At 71.8% G+C, this 19,060-nt stretch carries 18 protein-coding genes and 1 tRNA gene; 7 read left to right on the forward strand and 12 right to left on the reverse strand.

Going from position 1 to position 19,060, the window contains the following annotated elements; all coding sequences use genetic code 11:
- Positions 1–98 precede the first annotated feature (98 nt).
- Positions 99–845: a restriction endonuclease gene (locus tag V3T34_RS04510; protein ID WP_091886010.1), complete on the forward strand. Its 747-nt coding sequence runs from the start codon at positions 99–101 to the stop codon at positions 843–845.
- A 101-nt stretch (positions 846–946) separates the two neighbouring features.
- On the opposite strand, the gene V3T34_RS04515 is transcribed toward V3T34_RS04510, so the two are convergent.
- Complete coding sequence (locus tag V3T34_RS04515; RefSeq protein ID WP_305077416.1) at positions 947–1,159, reverse strand: hypothetical protein; 213 nt, start codon at positions 1,157–1,159, stop codon at positions 947–949.
- Between the two features lie 188 nt (positions 1,160–1,347).
- Between V3T34_RS04515 and V3T34_RS04520 the strand changes: the two genes are divergently transcribed.
- Complete coding sequence (locus V3T34_RS04520; protein ID WP_305077415.1) at positions 1,348–2,109, forward strand: ComF family protein; 762 nt, start codon at positions 1,348–1,350, stop codon at positions 2,107–2,109.
- Between the two features lies 1 nt (position 2,110).
- Here the strand turns inward: V3T34_RS04520 and V3T34_RS04525 are convergent, their stop codons facing one another.
- The 8 genes from V3T34_RS04525 to prfA all read right to left on the reverse strand — a co-directional run bounded on the left by V3T34_RS04525 (position 2,111) and on the right by prfA (position 11,147).
- Positions 2,111–3,373 carry an MFS transporter gene (locus V3T34_RS04525; protein WP_305077414.1) on the reverse strand — a complete coding sequence of 421 codons (1,263 nt, stop codon included), beginning with the start codon at positions 3,371–3,373 and terminating at the stop codon, positions 2,111–2,113.
- A 400-nt stretch (positions 3,374–3,773) separates the two neighbouring features.
- Positions 3,774–3,971: a putative motility protein gene (locus V3T34_RS04530; protein WP_091886002.1), complete on the reverse strand. Its 198-nt coding sequence runs from the start codon at positions 3,969–3,971 to the stop codon at positions 3,774–3,776.
- A 43-nt stretch (positions 3,972–4,014) separates the two neighbouring features.
- On the reverse strand, positions 4,015–4,677 hold the full coding sequence (locus V3T34_RS04535; RefSeq protein WP_305077413.1) for an invasion associated locus B family protein: 663 nt from the start codon (positions 4,675–4,677) through the stop codon (positions 4,015–4,017).
- A gap of 193 nt (positions 4,678–4,870) precedes the next feature.
- Entirely contained in the window at positions 4,871–6,346 is a 1,476-nt protein-coding gene (zwf, locus tag V3T34_RS04540; protein WP_305077412.1) for a glucose-6-phosphate dehydrogenase, read from the reverse strand.
- Between the two features lie 188 nt (positions 6,347–6,534).
- Positions 6,535–7,452 (reverse strand): SDR family NAD(P)-dependent oxidoreductase, encoded by a 918-nt coding sequence (locus V3T34_RS04545; RefSeq protein ID WP_305077411.1) that lies wholly within the window; start codon positions 7,450–7,452, stop codon positions 6,535–6,537.
- Positions 7,453–7,680: 228 nt separating this feature from the next.
- Positions 7,681–8,763 carry a DUF4167 domain-containing protein gene (locus tag V3T34_RS04550; protein ID WP_305077410.1) on the reverse strand — a complete coding sequence of 361 codons (1,083 nt, stop codon included), beginning with the start codon at positions 8,761–8,763 and terminating at the stop codon, positions 7,681–7,683.
- A 435-nt stretch (positions 8,764–9,198) separates the two neighbouring features.
- Positions 9,199–10,062: a peptide chain release factor N(5)-glutamine methyltransferase gene (gene prmC / locus V3T34_RS04555; RefSeq protein ID WP_305077454.1), complete on the reverse strand. Its 864-nt coding sequence runs from the start codon at positions 10,060–10,062 to the stop codon at positions 9,199–9,201.
- Positions 10,063–10,067: 5 nt separating this feature from the next.
- Positions 10,068–11,147: a peptide chain release factor 1 gene (gene prfA / locus V3T34_RS04560; RefSeq protein WP_060845487.1), complete on the reverse strand. Its 1,080-nt coding sequence runs from the start codon at positions 11,145–11,147 to the stop codon at positions 10,068–10,070.
- 223 nt (positions 11,148–11,370) lie between these two features.
- Here prfA and V3T34_RS04565 point away from each other — a divergent pair, with 223 nt between their 5' ends.
- On the forward strand, positions 11,371–11,793 hold the full coding sequence (locus V3T34_RS04565; protein WP_305077409.1) for an ester cyclase: 423 nt from the start codon (positions 11,371–11,373) through the stop codon (positions 11,791–11,793).
- Positions 11,794–12,138: 345 nt separating this feature from the next.
- Here V3T34_RS04565 and ptsP read toward each other — a convergent pair whose 3' ends face one another.
- Both ptsP and V3T34_RS04575 read right to left on the reverse strand, forming a co-directional pair.
- A complete protein-coding gene (ptsP, locus tag V3T34_RS04570; RefSeq protein WP_060845485.1) occupies positions 12,139–14,400 on the reverse strand; it encodes a phosphoenolpyruvate--protein phosphotransferase in 2,262 nt (753 codons plus the stop codon).
- A 279-nt stretch (positions 14,401–14,679) separates the two neighbouring features.
- Positions 14,680–15,915, reverse strand: a complete 1,236-nt coding sequence (locus V3T34_RS04575; protein ID WP_305077408.1) for an aspartate kinase — start codon at positions 15,913–15,915, stop codon at positions 14,680–14,682.
- A 257-nt stretch (positions 15,916–16,172) separates the two neighbouring features.
- Here V3T34_RS04575 and ubiG point away from each other — a divergent pair, with 257 nt between their 5' ends.
- From ubiG to V3T34_RS04595, 4 genes are all read left to right on the forward strand, one after another.
- Positions 16,173–16,922 carry a bifunctional 2-polyprenyl-6-hydroxyphenol methylase/3-demethylubiquinol 3-O-methyltransferase UbiG gene (gene ubiG / locus V3T34_RS04580; protein ID WP_305077407.1) on the forward strand — a complete coding sequence of 250 codons (750 nt, stop codon included), beginning with the start codon at positions 16,173–16,175 and terminating at the stop codon, positions 16,920–16,922.
- Positions 16,923–16,985: 63 nt separating this feature from the next.
- Positions 16,986–17,558: a YbhB/YbcL family Raf kinase inhibitor-like protein gene (locus V3T34_RS04585; RefSeq protein ID WP_305077406.1), complete on the forward strand. Its 573-nt coding sequence runs from the start codon at positions 16,986–16,988 to the stop codon at positions 17,556–17,558.
- A gap of 90 nt (positions 17,559–17,648) precedes the next feature.
- The gene (locus V3T34_RS04590; RefSeq protein WP_091752037.1) at positions 17,649–18,623 is read left to right on the forward strand and encodes an NADPH:quinone oxidoreductase family protein; all 975 of its coding nucleotides are present in this window, start codon (positions 17,649–17,651) and stop codon (positions 18,621–18,623) included.
- Between the two features lie 116 nt (positions 18,624–18,739).
- Positions 18,740–18,907 carry a YqaE/Pmp3 family membrane protein gene (locus tag V3T34_RS04595; protein ID WP_064504300.1) on the forward strand — a complete coding sequence of 56 codons (168 nt, stop codon included), beginning with the start codon at positions 18,740–18,742 and terminating at the stop codon, positions 18,905–18,907.
- Between the two features lie 61 nt (positions 18,908–18,968).
- Here V3T34_RS04595 and V3T34_RS04600 read toward each other — a convergent pair.
- Positions 18,969–19,045, reverse strand: a tRNA-Met gene (locus V3T34_RS04600).
- Positions 19,046–19,060 lie beyond the last annotated feature (15 nt).

The raw sequence follows: 19,060 nt of genomic DNA on the forward strand, positions 1-19,060 counted from the left end.
TGAATCCGGGGACAGGCCGCGCCTTAGGCTGGGGACAACGCACTCCCGCGAGAGTCCGGTCCGTCCAGCCGCATCGCGCGGCGCGAGAGTCCTTCCCGATGCGCCGCACCTCCAGCCTCGCCGATCGCCTGTTCTGGCCGATCCTGGTCGGTGGCGCGGCGAGCCTGTGGTTCGGGCCCAAGGCCCTCGGGGTCGCCGGGCTGGTGGCCCTGGTGCTGGTGCTGCACCGGCTCGGCCGGGGCGGCCGCTTCCGCAGGCGGGTCCGGGCGATCGCGCGCCGCCATCGCGAGACCCTGGCGCTGCGCCGGCGCCAGGAGAGCTACGTCGATCCCTACGGCAACGAGATCCTCGACGGCTGGCTGCGCGAGCGCAGCTACTTCGCCGACCGCACGGTGCTGCCGCGCCTCGAGGCCGAGGGCTACGGCGACCTGATCGCGGCGCGCTACGACGAGATCCTCGACATCGTCGAGGCGGCCTCCCTCAGCGTGGTGCTGCCGGACGAGGACGATGCGGCGCCGACGGACGGGATCGCCTACGAGCGCTTCTGCGCCACCCTGCTGGAGCGGGCGGGCTGGGACGCGCGCACCACCCGGGCCGCGGGCGACCAGGGCGCCGACGTGGTGGCGGAGCGGGACGGGGTGCGGCTGGTGGTGCAGTGCAAGCGCTACGCGAAGCCCGTCGGCAACGGCGCGGTGCAGGAAGTGGTGGCGGCGCGCAGCTACTGGAATGCCGACCATGCGGCGGTAGTCTCGAATGCCGGCTTCACCCGCGCAGCCCGCAAGCTGGCGGCGGCGACCGACGTGCTGCTCCTGCACCACGACGCGCTGCCCGACATCGAGACGTGACCGGCGGGATCACCAATGCATCCCGACTGGATCTCTCCGGAGGCGAGAGCCGGCCGCAGAGATCGGCGCGACGCCCGCCGGTACCGGACGCCGCGGAGAGGTCAGTGAGCGAGAACGCCGAGTTCCCAGATCCGCTTGAACTCCCGCTGCGCACGCTCGCGCAATTCCTCGATCGTGGACGGGGCGCCAGGCACGAAGCTCGCGGTCATGAAGGCTCCGGCATCCACGCCGCTCTCGCTGCTGCGCTGCCCGGCCGTACGGAGCGTCGCGCCCAACCCGGTCTCGGCCGAGGACGAAATCCGCACTGCATTCATGACCGCTTCCTCCTACGCGTTTATGTTGAGCACGATAGTGCGCCGGCTCTGTTCACAACGCAACCGTGCTGCGCGCCAAACGGGCAGTATGTTGCCTGATTTCGACACATTCGCCCGGACACCTCGCCCATGATGCACCGTCACGACACCGCCGGGCCCGGTGCCGCCGATCGCGGCACGGGGCGGCGGTGAGCCGCTTCGCCAGGCTGCCCGGTCTCGCCGTCCGGGCCCTCGTCGGCCTGGTCTATCCGCCGAGCTGCATCGCCTGCGGCGGAGCGACGGCGGTACCGCACGCACTCTGCGCCGCGTGCTGGCGCGAGATGCGCTTCATCGAGCGGCCCTATTGCGAGCGGCTGGGGACGCCGTTCTCGGTCGATCTCGGATCGCCCGGCCTGCTCTCCCCGGCAGCGCTCGCCGACCCGCCAGTCTATCAGCGCGCCCGGGCGGTGGCCCGCTACGACGCGACGGCGCGGCGCCTGGTGCAGCGGCTGAAATACGAGGACCGACTCGACCTCGCGGGGGCGCTCGGCGGGATGATGGCGCGGGCGGGCGCCGAACTCATGGCCGAGGCCGACCTCGTGGTGCCGGTGCCGCTCTGGCGCTGGCGGCTGTGGCGGCGTCGCTTCAATCAGGCCCATCTGCTCGCCCGGGTGGTGGCCCGCGGGAGCGGCGTGACGGTGGCGCCGGACCTCCTCGCCCGGGTGCGGCGGACCCGCCAGCAGGTGGGCCTGACCCGGGCCGCCCGGGCCGAGAACCTGCAGGGCGCCTTCCGGGTGCCGGAAGCGGCGCGGGCGCGGCTTCAGGGCAAGCGCGTGCTGCTCGTCGACGACGTGCTGACCACCGGCGCGACGGCTAACGCCGCCGCCCGCGCGCTCCTGCGCGGCGGGGCGGCGGCGGTCGACGTGCTGGTCTTCGCCCGCGTGGTCAGCGACGGGCGCGACGTGGTGTAGATCAGGCGCGCTGCACGCCGCCGAGCGGGTTCGCCTGGCCGGCCTCCAGATCTCCGGACGTGTTCAGGACCTTGCCGCGGGGACCGACCCAGACGCCGACCCACTTGCGCGACCACAGGGCGAGGCAGCCGAGCACGACCGCCGTGAAGGCGGCGTAGAACAGGAAGCCCACCGCGAAGCCGCCGGTATACTGCTTCGACAGGCCCATGGCGTTCGGCAGGATGGCGCCGCCGAGCGCGCCCACCTCGCCGATCATCGAGCCCGCCACCGCGGTGTTGGTCGGCCAGCGCAGGGGCACGAGCTGGAACAGCGCACCGTTGCCGGCGCCGAGCGCCGCGAAGCAGACCATGAACAGGATCGTGGTGACCAGCAGCGTCGGAGCCGCGGTGAGCATCAGGAACGAGCCGACGGCGGCAAGCAGCACCACGGTCAGGACCAGGATGCCGCCGATCCGGTCGGCGAAGTAGCCGCCGAGGATGCGGATGCCCGAGCCCATCAGGGCGGCCAGCATGGTGAGCCGCCCGGCCTCGATCTTGGTGACGGCGAACTGCTCGTAGAAGAAGGTCGGCAAGAAGTTCGACAGGCCGATGAAGCCCCCAAAGGTGATGACGTAGACCAGGTTGAAGGCCCAGCCGTCCTTCTCGAACAGGCAGGAGACGTGCTGCTTGAAGCTCTGGTGCTCGCGGTCCGGCGGTTCCTGGGCGAAGACGACCATGACGGCGAGCGGGATCAGCATGAACGCGCCGGCGAAGCCGTAGACCGCTTGCCAGCCATAGGCCTGGGCGAGCGGCGGCGCGAACAGCACGGCGAGCACGGTGCCCGAGTTGCCGGCCCCGGCGATGCCCATCGCCAGGCCCTTGTGCTCCGGCGGGAACCAGCCCGAGCCGAGGGACAGGGCGACGCCGAAGGACGCGCCCGCGATGCCGAGCAGCACGCCCATGGCGAGCACGTCGGTGAACGAGTGCACCAGGAAGAAGCCGTAGGCCATCGCCAGGACGATCAGCGACATCTCGGTGATCGCGGCGTTCTTGCGCCCGATATACTGGGCGAGCACGCCGAGGGGAAAGCGCATGATCGCGCCGGCCAGGATCGGCAGCGAGATCATGAAGCCGGTCTGGGCCGGCGTGAGCTTGTAGTGCTCGGTGATGAACGGACCCATGGCGCCGTTGAGCACCCAGATCGCGAAACAGAAATCGAAGTACAGGAATGCGGCGAACAGGGTCGGGGGATGGCCCGACTTCATCACGGTCTTGAAACTGGCCATCTCACGAGCCTCACGCATGGCCCCCGCGGGGGGTCTTCGACGCGCTTCAGGGCGAGGATCGTGCAGGACCGGCGAGGCCCGTTCACGCTCCTCCGTCTGTCGGACATCCCTGTCCAAGGCTCGGGCGTCGTTGCCCCGCGGGCCGTGAGGCCAGCCTGCGGGGGTCGTTTGCAGCTTTCGTGCCAGTGCTCGAAGGCCGGTTCTTCGGGGATCGCACCGGATCGAGGGCCCGCCCGCCTGCCTGTGGGGCAGGCAGGAACTGGCGTGCGGGGCAGCAGCAGGAGGCCGGAGCCGCCCATACGAAATCCGGTTGATCGCTCCGCGATGCGGATTTCGGCTTCGCTCAAGCGCCGCGCCGGCTGGTGATACCGTGTCCGGAAGGGATCTTCCGGAAACGGTATCAGACGCTCACATCGACGATCTGCCCCTGGCCGGGCGGGGGCGGGGCCGGGATGTTGGCCGTCTCGGCCACGTAGGCGGCGACGCTGCGCTCGGCATCGAGCGCCTGGCGGGTCACGAGGGTCGCGACCTGCTGGCTGTAGTTGGCGCCCTGCGTGGCGACGGCGAAGGCGGCGAGGGAGGCGGAGTCGATGCTCATGACCGAAAGCCTGCCGCCCAAGCGTGACCAGGCGGTGAAGATCTCAGCTCAAAAGCTGCGCCATCCGCGTAAGGGCCGCGGCGAACCCGGCGAGCGGCACCGTGATGGTGTCGGCCTCGCCGTTGGGCTTGGTGCCGGTGATCCGCAAGTTGACGGCGGTCTTCATCGCGTCGGTGGCGACCGTCGGGAAGCTGATCGGCACGATGCAGCCGGCCTGGACGCAGGAGGTGTAGGGCGCCCCCTTGCCGAGCGTCGCGTCGTCGAGCTTGAAGGTCACGCCGGGCTCGATCGAGAGGCCGAGCGGCATCAGGAGCAGGCCGTTGCTGCGCCCGTCCTGCGGCGGGTTGAGCTCGATGCTGAAGCGGCGCTGCCCGGTCTGGGCCACGCCCTGCGCCTGCGACAGCTGGCACTGGCGCTTCTCGTTCTCGCGGGTGCAGCTGATGGTCCAGTCGCCATAGACCTCGCTCACCGCGCTGGCGCCGTTGGGCCAAGCACCGGTGGGCGCCGCCACCACGGGCGGCGCGGCCTCCGCCTTCGGGGCCGGGGCGGGCTTGGGGGCGGGGCGCCGCACCGGCTTGGGCGCGGCCTTGTGCGGCGCCTCCGCCGCCGGGGCCTCGACCGCGGGCTCCTCCTGGGCACGGACGGGGCCCGCGAGGAACGCGGCGAGGACCAGCAGGCTGGCGACGGGACGGCGGCAGGGCGGCATGATCGATTCCTCGGCGCCCGCCCACGCCGGGGCGCGGAACGGGCCTGTGTCTCGCCGCCCGTCTAGAGCGCGGCGGGCCGGAAGGGAAGCCGCCGGACGGTCGAACCCGGGGCCATGCCGTTGAGATCCTTCGATTATCCTGGATCCATTCCAATCAGCGGCGTTCGACCCGGATTACCGTGCCGGCTCGGCGTCAGCCGAGGTCCTCGTGCCACGTGCGCCCGTCGCGCTCGATCAACGCGATGGCGGCGGTCGGCCCCCAGGTGCCGGACTGGTAGGGGCGCGGCGGCTCGGGACGGTCGGCCCAGGCGTCCAGCAGGGTGTCGGCCCAGGCCCAGGCCGCCTCGACCTCGTCGCGCCGCATGAACAGCGTCGCGTTGCCCCGCACCACGTCCATCAGCAGGCGCTCGTAGGCGTCCGGGTAGCGCTGGTTGAAGGTCTCCTCGAACGAGATGTCGAGGCCGGTCGCGCGCAGGCGCATCCCGCCGGGACCGGGCTCCTTGGTCATCACCTCGAGCTTGATGCCCTCCTGCGGCTGCAGGCGGATCACCAGCCGGTTCGGCTCGCGGGCGAACTCGTCGGAGAAGATGCTGAACGGCGAGGAGCGGAACTGCACCACGATCTCGGAGACCTTCTGGGGCAGCCGCTTGCCGGTGCGCAGGTAGAACGGCACACCGGCCCAGCGCGGCGTCATCAGCTCGAGCTTCAGGGCCACGAAGGTCTCGGTCAGGCTGTGGGCCTCGCCGCCGAGGTCGGCGGCGTAGGAGGCGACCGGCTGGCCGTTGACCGCGCCGGCGACGTACTGGCCGCGCACGGTGCGCATCGCCACCTCGTGGGCGGGAATCGGCTTGAGGGCGCGCAGGACCTTCAGCTTCTCGTCCCGCACCGCGTCGGCATCGAGCGAGAGCGGGCTCTCCATGCCGAGCAGGCAGAGGAGCTGCAGCATGTGGTTCTGCAGCATGTCGCGCAGCGCGCCCGACGTGTCGTAGTAGCCGCCGCGCCCCTCGACCCCGACCGTCTCCGCCACGGTGATCTGGACGTGGTCGATCACGTCGGCGTTCCACAGCCGCTCGAAGATCGTGTTGGCGAAGCGCAAAGCCAGCAGGTTCTGCACCGTCTCCTTGCCGAGATAGTGGTCGATGCGGAAGATCTGGCTCTCGGGAAAGACCTTGCCGACCTGGTCGTTGATGGCGCGGGCCGAGGCGAGGTCGTGGCCGATCGGCTTCTCCAGCACCACGCGCGAGCGCTCGCCGATCAGGCCGTGGGCGCTGAGGTTGCGGCAGATCGAGCCGTAGAGGCTCGGCGAGGTGGCGAGGTAGTAGGGCCGGATGTGGTCGGGGCGCTCGGCGAGCAGGCTCGCCAGGTCGTCCCAGCCCTCGTCGCCGGCCCCGTCCACCGCGACGTAGTGGAGATGGGCTAGGAAGCGGCCCACCGTGTCGGGGTCACGGTCGGCCGTCGGGACGTGGCGCTCGAGCGCCGTGGCGGCGAGGTTCCGGTACTCGTCCGTGCCGAGATGGGTGCGGGCCGCCGCGACGATGCGGCTCTCCTCCGGGATCTGCCGGTCGCGGAAGCGCTGGTAGAGCGCCGGCAGCAGCTTGCGCATCGTCAGGTCGCCGGTGGCGCCGAACACGACCGCGTCGAAGGCGGCGACGGGGATGATCTTGTGCATCGGGTGACGGGTCTCCCGTTCCTCGCCGGCGCCCCTTCCGCGAGGGGCTGGCCGGCCTCCTGCCGCGGGACGAGCACGTTTCGCGCCCGACATCCCGCGGCGTCTCGATTCGGCATGCGTGCCGGGCGCGTCCGTGCCTCCGACGCACCCGGGACGCGATGAAGATCCGGCCTCGCGGGCGGGCCGCGTCAGAACGAGGCCGGCGTCGCCGCGGCCTCCCTGATCCCCTCGTCCGCCCCGGTGCTGCCACCCGCGAGCGGCGCCTCCATGTGGGCCGCGAAGGCGGCCTTGTGGTCGGGGTGCCAGCGCGACAGGGCCGGGCGGTTGCGGATCACGTCGTCGGAGGACCAGCGCATGCGCTTCTCGTCCATCTCACGGGTGGTCTCGTTGTCCGGGCAGAGGACGTAGAAGTCGCCCGCCGCCATCCGGTCGAGCAGCAGGGCGACGGTCTCCTCCGGCGTCCAGGCGCCGGCCGGCTTCTCGGTCACGCCGCGGGCCCGGGTCAGGCCGGTATAGACGAAGCCCGGAATCAGCAGGTGGGCGGTCACCGGAGAGCCGGCCTCGCGCAGCTCGTGGGCCAGCGCCTCGGCCGTCACCTTCACACCGGCCTTGCTGACGTTGTAGGGCGTGTTGCCCGGCGGCGTGGTGATGCCTTGCTTGGAGCCGGTGACGATCACCGCGCCGGGCCGCCCCCGCTCGATCATGCCCGGCACGAAGGCCTGGAGCGCGTTGATCACGCCCCACAGGTTGGTGTCGAGGATGCGGTGCCAGGTCGCGGCGTCGGAGAAGAAGCGTCCGCCGGCCTCAATCCCGGCATTCGCCATCAGGATCGACACCTCGCCGAGGGAGGCGGCCTCGCGGGAGAGGGCCGCGAGGGCCTCGGGGTCGGTCACGTCGGTCGGCACCGCGCGCACCTCCGCCTCGCCACCCCGGGCCGCGGCTGCAACGGCTCGACCGGCCGCCGTCAGCGCCTCGCCGGGCAGGTCGGCGAGCACGACCCGCATCCCGGCCTCGGCGAACGCCCTGGCGGCGGCAAGGCCGATGCCGCTCGCGGCGCCGGTGACGACCGCGACGCGGCCCTGCGCGAGGGCGGGATGATGAGTCATGCTGCGCTCCACCTCGGGCGATCCCGGAGGATGCCGGTCTGCGGGACCGCAGTCCCGTGCTTCAGGCCGGCAGGTAGGCAGCCGCGCGGGAAACGCCACACGCGGCGGCGCAAAAAATGTCGCTGCATCCGGCCGATCCGCGTCGGGACGTCCGCGGTTCCGACAAAGAAAAGAGCCGGCCCCCTGGGAGGAGCCGGCCCGTCGTCGCTCGGTAAGATGTCCGCAGGCCTACTCGCCGGAGGGCTCGGACGGCTTCGGGAACAGCTCGCCGGAGGGCTGGCCCTCGCCCTCGGCGCCCTCGAAGCGGGTGCGGCGGCGGCGGCGCGGACGGGGTGCCGGGGCCTCGTCCGATGCCTCGACCGCGGTCGCCGGCGGGGCGGGCGGGGCCTCCTCGACCGGGGCCGGGTTCGAGACCGCCGGACGCACCGGCGTGGTCAGGAAGGCCGGCAGGCCGCTCGGCTCGTCGGCGGCCAGCACCGGCTCGGAGCGCGGCTCCTCGCGGCGGCGCTCGCGGCGGAACTCGGAGCGACCGCCCTCGCGGTAGCCCTCCTGGCGGGGAGCATCTTGGCGAGGAAAATCTTGGCGAGGGGAATCCTGACGAAGGGACTCCTGCCTCGGCGCGTCCTGCCGGGCATCGTCCTGCCGCGGCTGCTCGACGCGGGAGAGGTCCTGACGCTCGGAACGAGGCTGGCGGTCCTGACGCTCGCTGCGCTCGGGACGGTCCTGCCGGTCGCGCTGCTGGCGCTCCGGGCGGTCCTGTCGATCCTGGCGGTTCTGCTGGAACCGCTCGCGGCGCTCCTGCCGGTCCGGACGGTCCTGCCGCTGGGTCTCGCCGCGGTCCTGGCGCTCGTAGCGCGACGGGCGGTCCTCGCCGCGGCCGTCATAGGGCTGGGGCTGCTGGGAGGGGTCGCCGTAATCGTCGGCGGCGCCGTAGCCCGACTGGGCGTAGCCGTTGCCGCGCTCCTGGCCCCGGTCCTGACCGCGCTCCTGGACGGCATAGCCGTTCGTCGGCGTGCCCTCGTCGTCGCCGTCGTCCTCGTCGTCGTAGCCCTGACGGCCGTAGGTGCCGCCGTACTGCTGGCGATACTGCTCGTTCGCCGCCGTGATGATGCGGAAATAGTGCTCGCCGTGCTGGAAGTAGTTCTCGGCCATCACCGGATCGCCGCTGGCCTGGGCGTCGCGGGCGAGCTGGGCGTACTTCTCGGCGATGTGCTGGGCCGTACCGCGGATCTTGACGTCGGGACCGTTCGACTCGTAGGCCCGGGTCAGCGGGTTCGGTCCCTTGTTGTTGGTGCGGTTGCGACCACGCATACGCCTGTTCTGGTTCGGTCTCATCGGTCTCGACTGACCCTCTTCGACGACTTGAAGGGCGGGGCTTCACGCGCGGAGCGGGGCTTCGTCCGCGGATCCGGCGGCCGTGTGCCGGCCTGCTCCGTCTCCGCAGCGATGTCCGCCGTGCCCTGTGCGACCGCGGGCCGTCTCGCCGCCGGCCGCCCTCGATCCACAGATGCGGGTCACCGGACCGCCTACGCGCTGATTGGTCTGCCCGGTGGTGGAAGATCGTCCGAAGGTCCGCGTCCGATGTCGCGCCTAAGAACCGAGCCTGGCTGTGATATCCGGACCGTTCACGATCTACCCTGGGACGTTAGCGGTTTCGGCCGGCGCCGCCAAGTGATTTCGAGTCGATTTCCCGTCTCGTCCAGGCCGGTTTCGGGGATAATGCGTCCGGAACCCGACAGATCGGCGTCACGTCGCGATCCGCGGCGCCATCACGACCACGCGCGGATGCCCGGCGAGGTCGCGCCGGACCTCGGGCGCGAGCCCGTGCGCCGCGGCGAGCCCGCGCAACGCCGCCTCCTGGTCGTAGCCGATCTCGACCACGAGATGCCCGCCGGGCGCCAGCAGCGGCGGCACCTGGGCGAGGATCGCCCGGTAGGCGTCGAGCCCGTCGGAGCCGCCGTCGAGGGCGAGCCGGGGATCGTGGTCGCGGACCTCGCCGGACAGGCCGTCGACGATCGTGCTGGCGATGTAGGGCGGGTTGGCGACGACGAGGTCGAAGGGCCCGGCGAGCGCCGCGGCCCAGTCCCCGGCCGCGAAGGCGGCGCGATCGCCGACGCCGTTGCGGGCGGCGTTCGCCCGGGCGGTACGCAGGGCACCGGGCGAACGGTCGAGCCCGAGGCCCTCGGCCCGCGGCCACTCGCTGAGGAGCGCCACCAGGATGCAGCCCGAGCCGGTGCCGAGATCGGCGAGGCGATGGGCGCCGTCCCGGCGCAGGCCGAGGCCGAGGGCGGTCTCGACCAGGGTCTCGGTGTCGGGCCGCGGCACCAGGGTCTCGGGCGACAGAGCGAAGGGGAGGCCCCAGAACTCCCAGGCGCCGATGATGCGGGCCACCGGCTCGCCGGCGGCGCGGCGCGCCAGGAACGCGGCGAGCCGCGCCGCCCCCTCCGGGCCGACCGGTGCGTCGCCGCGCAGGGCGAGGTCGGTGGCGGTGACGCCGAGCGCCTCCTCGACCAGGATGCGGGCGTCGAGGGCGGCGGTCTCGATGCCGCCGGCGGCGAGGACGTCCACGGCCCGGGCGCGGGCCGCGATCCGGCTCGTCTCCGGGGCCAGCGCGATCACGCCATCCCCTCGGCGGCGAGGAGCGCCGCCTGGTGCTCGGTGATCAGCGCGTCCACCACCTCGTCGAGGGCGGTGCCGGCCATCACCTCCTCGAGCTTGTAGAGGGTCAGGTTGATGCGGTGGTCGGTCACCCGGGCCTGCGGGAAGTTGTAGGTGCGGATCCGCTCCGAGCGGTCGCCGCTGCCGACCTGCGACTTGCGGTCGGCGGCGCGGGCGGCGTCCTTCTGGCTGCGCTCCTGGTCGTAGAGCTTGGCCCGCAGCAGCGCCATGGCGCGGGCCCGGTTCTTGTGCTGCGAGCGCTCTTCCTGGACGAAGATCACGATGCCGCTCGGCACGTGGGTGATGCGGATCGCCGATTCGGTCTTGTTGACGTGCTGGCCGCCGGCGCCCTGCGCCCGCATCGTGTCGATCTTCAGGTCGGACTCGTTGACCTGGATGTCGACCTCCTCCGCCTCCGGCAGCACCGCGACGGTGGCGGCGGAGGTGTGGATGCGCCCCTGGGTCTCGGTGTCGGGCACGCGCTGCACCCGGTGGGCGCCGCTCTCGAACTTCAGCCGGGCGAACACGCCCCGGCCCTTCACCTCGGCCACGACCTCGCGATAGCCGCCCATCGTGCCGGCGCTCTCCGAGATGACCTCGACCTTCCACCCCTTCAGGTCGGCGTAGCGGGAATACATCCGGAACAGGTCGCCGGCGAAGAGCGCCGCCTCGTCGCCGCCGGTGCCGGCGCGCACCTCGAGGATCGCGCTCTTCTCGTCGGCCGCGTCCTTGGGCAGGAGCAGGAGCTGGAGCGCGCGCGCCGCGCCGTCGCGGGCGGCCTCGGCCTCCGGCTTCTCCTCCGCCGCGAGCGCCCGCATCTCGGGATCGCCCTCGGCGATCATCTCCTCGACCCCGTGCAACGCCGTCTCGGCGGCCCGGAAGGCGCGGATCGCCTCGACGACGGAATCGAGGTCGGAGAGCTCGCGCGAGAGCTGGACGAAGCTCTCCGCGTCGGCCTCGCCGGCGCTCAGGATAGCGGTGACGATGTCGTGGCGGGCCAGGATGGCGTCGAGACGGTCGGACGGGATCGCGATCATACGAAGGATAAGGCCATGCGCAGCGGACGGTTCAGCCGGGGCGGCCCGCGCCCGGTGCCGGAGATGGTGCCGCGTATAGCAGGTCTGCGGGGGATGGGGAGTCGGTGCGGGCTCGCACGCGCTTGCACCATGGCAGTACGGCACCGCCCGTCACACCCGAGCCTTCGGCCGACCGACCCGGCAAGGGGCTTGCGACGGGTCGATCTCGCAGAGGGAGCCGATCGTGACGAATGCCACCGTGCTGGAGGATCTGTTCGACCGCTGGGAGCGCGTCTGGCACGAGGGCGCCTTCGACCTCGTCGAGTCTTGCGTCGCGCCGTCTTACGTCCGGCATGACGAGATGGGCGACCGCACCGTCGCCCGCGAGGACTACGCGGCGGAGCTCTCGCGCTTGAGGCAGGCGCGTCCCGATATCAGGATCATCGTCTACGATCATAGCTTCGAGGGTGATCGCGCCCGGTTTCGCTTCACGATGAAATGGACGGACCTCGAAAGCAGCGAAGTGCGAACCCGCGCCGGTCTGCAATCCTACCGTACGGAAGCCGGCCGGCTGGCGGAAACCTGGGTCATCATGCAGCCCGTCGGCTCGGCCTGGAGTGATACCGTGGCCCAGGCGAGCTGGACGGGTCGCGCGCCCGGCCGATAGGGCGGCCGCCGAGACGCCGGATCCAGTCCGACGCCGAAAACCGCCTTGGCGCACCCCGAGGCCGTGCGGGATCTTCGCGGACAGGATCCTCCCGCTTCCGTCTTGCAGGCGACGAGCCGCGGGGTGGCACTCTCGCAACCCCGCTTGTCAGGGACAGGTCGTGAACGCAGCCCGATCGTCACGGCGAAAGCCGATCCGGTCGGGCGTTCGATGACGGCGATGGTCACGAACGGCACGCCGTTCGGATGTCTCACTCCCCGGCCGGAGAGGGTCTTTCCCGACGTCACGTCATCGTCGATCCGAGGGAACGGACCGCTTTCGGGTCGGTGCGCGCACGCGGCCCGCTCAGATCGGGACGCCATGCTCCTCGGCGAAGGCCGCGAGCGCCGGGCGCAGGGACGCGCCGTCCTTGGTCCGCGCCAGCTCCTGCTCCAGGAAGGCCGCGACGGCGCCGGCATCGATCCCCAGCACCATCGCCTTGACCGGGCCGATCGAGGCCGGGGACATCGAGAGGGCGCGGAAGCCGAGGCCGATCAGCGCCATCGCCTCGAGCGGCCGCCCGCCGATCTCGCCGCAGACCGTCGCCGGGGTCCCGGCGGCGTTGGCCCGCTCGGCGATGAGCCGGAAGGCCCGCAACGCCGCGGCGCTCAGGGGATCGAAGCGGTTGGCGACCTGGCGGTTCTCGCGGTCGACCGCGAACAGGAACTGCATCAGGTCGTTGGACCCGACGGAGAGGAAGTCGGCCTCGGCCGCGATCTCGTCCATCTGGAACAGCAGCGAGGGCACCTCGACCATCACGCCGAGCCGGCATTCCGACGGCAGCGGGTAGCCGTGGCGGGTGAGGTGCGCCTTCTCGCGCTCCACGATGCCCCTCGCCTGGACGAACTCGTCCACGGTCGCGACCATCGGGAACATGATCTTGAGCGGGCGACCGCGCGCCGCCTTGAGCAGCGCGCGCAGCTGCATCCGCAGGAGGCCCGGCCGGTCGAGGCCGATGCGGATCGCCCGCCAGCCGAGCGCCGGGTTCTCCTCCTCCAGCGACTTCATGTACGGCAGCACCTTGTCGCCGCCGATATCGAGGGTCCGGATCGTCACCGGCAGCTCGCCGACCGCGTCGAACACGGTCTCGTACAGGATCTGCTGCTCGGCCGCGCTCGGCATCCGCTCGGCGACCATGAACTGCAGCTCGGTGCGGAACAGCCCGACGCCCTCGGCGCCGGTCTCGTGCAGGTGCGACAGGTCGACGATGAGGCCGGCATTGAGCTGGAGCCCGACCGAGACGCCGTCGCGGGTGACCGCCGGCACGTCGCGCAGGGAGCGGTACTGCTCCTGGCGGCGGGCCCGCAGGCGCGCCTTCTCGGCGTAGGCCGCCTCGACCTCGGGCCCGGGGCGGATCTGGATCTCGCCGGTGCCGCCGTCGACGATGATGGCGTCCCCGGTCTCGACCAGCGCGGTGGCGTTGGCCACCTCGCCCACCGCCGGGATGCCCAGAGCCCGGGCCACGATGGCGATGTGGCTCGTCGGGCCGCCCTCCTCCAGCACCACGCCGCGCAGGCGGGCGCGGTCGTAGTCGAGGAGCGCCGCCGGGCCCATCGAGCGCGCCACCAGGATGGCGTTCTCGGGCATCGCATCCGGACCGATCGTCTCGCGGCCGACGAGCTGGCGCAGGAGCCGGTTGGCGAGGTCGTCGAGGTCGTGCAGGCGCTCGCGCAGGTAGGGATCGCTCTGGCGCAGCATCCGGGCGCGGTTGTCGGACTGCACCCGCTCCACCGCGGCTTCCGCCGTGAGGCCCGACAGCACCGCCTCGCGCATCCGCCGCAGCCAGCCCTGGTCGTGGGCGAACATCCTGACGGTCTCGAGCACCTCCCGGTGCTCGCCCGCCCCCGCGACGTCGCCGCGCTCGACGAGGTCGTCGATGGCTGCGCGCACCTCCGCGATGGCGGTGTCGAGGCGCGAGGCCTCGCGCTCGACGTTCTCGGCGATCAGGGTGCGCACGACGATGCGCGGCTCGTGCAGCACGACGTGGCCGAGGCCCACCCCGTCGGCGAGCGCGACGCCGCACTGGCTCAGCGCCCGGCGCGAGGCGCTGACCGTGCCGGGCGACAGAGCCTGCAGCTCGCCCGAGGCGATCATCTCCGCCAGCACCATGGCGGTGGTCTGGAGCGCCTCGATCTCCTCCTCGGAATAGACCCGGTAGGTGCGGTTCTGCACCACGAGCACGCCGAGGGTGTTGCCGGCGCGAAGGAGCGGCACGCCCAGGAAGGCGTGGTAGACCTCCTCGCCGGTCTCGGGCCGGTACGAGAAGGCGGGATGCGACTGGGCGTCGGAGAGGGAGAGCGGCTCGGCGGTGGCGGCGATCAGGCCGACCAGGCCCTCGCCGGCCCGCATGGTCGTGAGGTGCACCGCCTCGCGGTTCAGGCCCTCGGTGGCGAAGAGCTCGAGGTTGCCGTCGTCGCGCAGGACGTAGACCGAGCAGACCTCCGCGACCATGTTGGACGCGATCAGGACGACGATACGGTCGAGGCGCGCCTGCGGGCCGACGGGCTCCGCCATGGCCTCGCGAAGGCGGCGCAGTAGCAGGCGCGGGCCTCCAGGCGCTGCGGGCATCGTCTCGTGTTCCACCCTTTAGCGAGCCGGACCCTGCGCGACGCAACCCAAGGATCGGCCCGCGCGGGCCTGACGCATCGGCCCCGTCATCGCCGTATAGCGAGTCCGACGCCCGGCCGGCAAGCGTCCTTCCGGGGGAGAGGCCGGCGCAACGGCCCCGCCCGCCGGGAAACGGGCGACGACGCCCGTCACAAGCGACGACGCCCCGCCCGCGGGATTCGCGGACGGGGCGTCGGTTCGGCGACGTGTTGCGGGCCCTGTCCCGGGGCCGCCGGAGCGTCAGGCCTTGTCGAGGCCGTAGAGGGCGTGGAGCGTGCGCACCGCCAGCTCGGTGTAGGCGGCGTCGATCAGCACCGAGAACTTGATCTCCGAGGTGGTGATCGCCCGGATGTTGATGCCCTTCTCGGCCAGCGCCCGGAACGCCTTGGCGGCGACGCCGGCATGGCTGCGCATGCCGATGCCGATCGCCGAGACCTTGACCACGTCGGTGGCGCCCTCGATCCGCTCGCACTCGACCGTGCCGGACTGCGCCTCCAGGATCGCGCGGGCCCGCTCGTAGTCGGCGGCCGGGACCGTGAAGGTCATGTCGGTGGCGGCACCATCGCCCGACACGACCTGGATGATCATGTCGACGTTGATGTTGGCGTCGGCCAGCGGGCCGAAGATGGCGGCGGCGATGCCGGGCTTGTCCTTCACCCGGCGAAGCGTGATCTGGGCCTCGTCCTTCGAGAAGGCGATGCCCGTGATGATCTGCTGTTCCACGATATCGTCCTCGTCGCAGATGAGGGTGCCGGGGCGGGCGTCGTCGGGGTCGTCGAAGGAGGAGCGCACGGTGGTCGGCACCCGATGCACCATGGCGAGCTCGACCGAGCGCACCTGGAGCACCTTGGCCCCCAGCGAGGCCATCTCGAGCATCTCCTCGAAGGCGACCCGCTCGAGGCGGCGAGCCTTCGGGACCACCCGGGGATCGGTGGTGTAGACGCCGTCGACGTCGGTATAGATGTCGCAGCGCTCGGCGCCGATCGCCGCCGCGATCGCGACCGCGCTGGTGTCGGAGCCGCCGCGCCCGAGCGTCGTCAGGCGGCCGGTCTCGGGATGGATGCCCTGGAAGCCGGCGATCACCGCGACCTCGCCGCGCTGGAAGCCGGCATCGAGGCGGGCGCCGTCGATGTTCTGGATGCGGGCCGAGCCGTGCTGGTCGGAGGTCTCGATCGGGATCTGCCAGCCCTGCCAGGAGCGGGCCTTGAGGCCCATCTCGTTGAGCACGATGGCGAGCAGGCCCGACGTGACCTGCTCGCCCGAGGCGACGACCGCGTCGTACTCGGACTGGGCGTAGAGGGCCGAGGCGTCCTTGCACCAGGCCACCAGCTCGTTGGTCTTGCCGGACATCGCCGAGACGACGACCGCCACCTCGTAGCCGGCCCGTACCTCGCGGGCGACGTGGCGGGCGACGTTGCGGATGCGGTCGACCGTGGCGACGGAGGTGCCGCCGAATTTCATCACCAGGCGGGGCATGGGGATCCGATCGAACAAACTGCTTCGAACAAACGGCTCTTGCGAACTGCTCTCGCCGACCGCCCTCGCGACGCGTCTGCCGCAGCGCGAGATGGTGGGCGTCCGGCGGGTACAAGCGCCCCGGGCCGGTGTCAACGTCGCGGCCCCCTCGGCGGTGCATCACGGCGGTTGGCCCGGGACGATGGCTGCGCTACCTCGACGCCGAGAGACCCTTCGAGAGACCTTTTCTCTCCCGCCCACAGGAAGGCCTGGCGCCGATGAGCGAACCGACCGGACCCTCGATCGACCGCGACGAGGTCGCCCGCTTCGATCGCCTCGCCGCGACCTGGTGGGACGAGACGGGACCGATGCGGGTGCTGCACCGCTTCAACCCGGTGCGCCTCACCTATATCCGCGACACGGTCTGCCGCCAGTTCGGCCGCGACCCGCTGGCCCCGAGCCCGCTGGCGGGCCTCAGCCTCGTCGATGTCGGCTGCGGCGGCGGCGTCCTGTCGGAGCCGCTCGCCCGGCTCGGCGCCGAGGTGACCGGCCTCGATCCGGCGGTGACCAACGTCAAGATCGCGCAAGCCCACGCCGACGAGGCCGGCGTGCCGGTGCGCTACCGGGCCGAGACGATCGAGGACGTGGTGGCGGCCGGCGAACGCTTCGACGTGGTCTGCGCCATGGAGGTGGTGGAGCACGTCACCGACATGCCGGCCTTCGTGCGCACGGCCTGCACGGCGGTGAAGCCCGGCGGCCTGCTCTTCGCCGCGACGATCAACCGGACGATGCGTTCCTTCGCGCTCGCCATCGTGGGGGCGGAATACGTCCTCGGCTGGCTGCCCAAGGGCACCCACGACTGGAACAAGTTCGTCACGCCCGACGAGCTGCAGGACGCCGTCGAGGGCGGCGGCCTGACCGTCACCGAGACGACCGGCGTCGTCTTCAACCCGCTCACCAACCGCTGGAGCGCCGCCCGCGACACGGCGGTGAACTACATGATCGCGGCCGAGCGCCTGCGGGCCTGACGGCGGCAACCCGGACCCGCCTCCCCCGGTTGTCGCCGCGACACACCGAGGAGAGACGGGTCCATGCTGGAAAAGATCCCCCACGCCCTGGGCGAGGCCCTGTCGGGCCTCCGCGCCGGCATCGAGACGACCGCCTACCACGCCGAGTTCGAGGGCGCGCCCGAGGCGATCCGGGTGGCGAGCCCGGCCTTCGGCGAGGGCGCCGCGATGCCGGCGCGCTTCACGCAGGACGGCGAGAAGCTCTCGCCGCCGCTCGCCTGGAGCGGAATTCCGGCGGGGACCGCCGCCCTGGTGCTGCTGGTCGAGGACGCCGACAGCCCGACGCCGAAACCGATCGTCCACGCCATCGCGTGGGACCTGGAGCCGACGAGCGAGGGCCTGGCCGAGGGGGCGCTGGCGAGCCCGGGCTCCACCGGCACGATCGAGGAGGTCGGCAAGAACACCTTCCTCAAGGCCGGTTACCTGCCGCCCGACCCGCCGACCGGCCACGGCCCGCACCGCTACCTGTTCCAGGTCTACGCGCTGAACCGGCGTCTCGGCCTCGAAGGGACGCCCGGCCGCGGCGCCCTCCTGGAAGCGATGCACGGGCACGTCCTCGCCAAGGGCGCCCTGACCGGGACCTATGAACGGCCCTGACGGGCCGCGTGCCGGCTTGCCAGCGGCCGCGGCCTGGCCCACCGTTCGGGGCGCAAGCCGCCGGACGCGCGGCGGGGAGGATCGGTGGCGATGAAGGCACTCCTGTGCAAGGCGCTCGGCGGCCCGGACGACCTGGTGATCGAGGAGGTGCCGGATCCGGTGCCCGGGCCGGGTGAGGCCCTGGTGCGGGTGAGCGTCGCGGCGCTCAACTTCTTCGACACGCTGATCATCGCCGGCCGCTACCAGGTGAAGCCGGACCTGCCGTTCTCGCCCGGCGCCGAGGCCTGCGGGGTGATCGAGGCGGTCGGACCGGGCGCCGAGGCGTTCCGCGTCGGCGAGCGCGTCATCGTCCATCTCGGCTACGGCGCCTGCCGCGAGCGGGTGGTGGCGCCGATCTCCGGCCTGACCCGGGTGCCGGAGGGCGTGAGCGACGAGCAGGCGGCCGGCCTCTCGGTCACCTACGGCACCTCGCTGCACGCGCTGCAGGACCGGGCGAACCTGCAGCCCGGCGAGACCCTGGTGGTGCTCGGCGCCACCGGCGGCGTCGGGCTGGCGGCGGTGGAACTCGGCCACGCGATGGGCGCGCGGGTGATCGCCTGCGCCTCGTCGGCAGAGAAGCTCGAACTCGCGAAAGCCCACGGCGCCGACCTCACCCTCGATTACGGCCGCGAATCCCTGCGCGAGGGCCTGAAGCGGCTCGGCGGCGAGGCCGGCATCGACGTCGTGTACGATCCCGTCGGCGGCGAGTATTCCGAGCCGGCGCTCCGCTCGCTCAACTGGAAGGGCCGCTTCCTCGTCGTCGGCTTCGCCGCCGGCGAGATCCCGAAAATTCCGCTGAACCTCGCCCTCCTGAAGGGCATCGACATCCAGGGCGTGTTCTGGGGCGCCTTCCTCAAGCGAGAGCCGGAAGGCCACGCCGCCAACCAGGCTCGCCTGTTGTCGCTGGTGCGCGAGGGCCGCCTCTCCGCCAAGGTGCACGGCGTCTACCCGCTGGAGGAGGCCGCCTCCGCCCTCGGCATCCTGGCCCGCCGCGAGGCGATGGGGAAAGTGCTGCTGCGCCCGTGAGCCCCCTCCCCTCCCGCCCACGGCGGGAGGTTTCGGGTGCCGGCGCGGGAACAGTTCGGGCGCCACGCCGTTCCCAGCGTGGCTTTTCGTTTTCCAAGCGTCAGGACGGAGACACCGTGGGCGACATCATCCGCATCATCCTGCTCGTCGTGATCCCGCCGATCGGCGTGCTGTTCACCGTCGGGTTCGGCCTGCAGTTCATCCTGAACGTGCTGCTGACGCTGTTCGGCTACATTCCTGGCCTGATCCACGCCATCTGGGTCGTGACCCGCCGCAACTACTGAAGCGCCATCGGCCAAACGAAAAACCCCGCCGGCTTCCGCCAGCGGGGTTTTTCGTGTGGTTTGGTTGCGGGGACAGGATTTGAACCTGTGACCTTCAGGTTATGAGCCTGACGAGCTACCGGGCTGCTCCACCCCGCGCCAGGGTGTTTTCGC

Source organism: Methylobacterium ajmalii, assembly GCF_036448855.1.
GTDB classification, from domain to species: domain Bacteria; phylum Pseudomonadota; class Alphaproteobacteria; order Rhizobiales; family Beijerinckiaceae; genus Methylobacterium; species Methylobacterium ajmalii.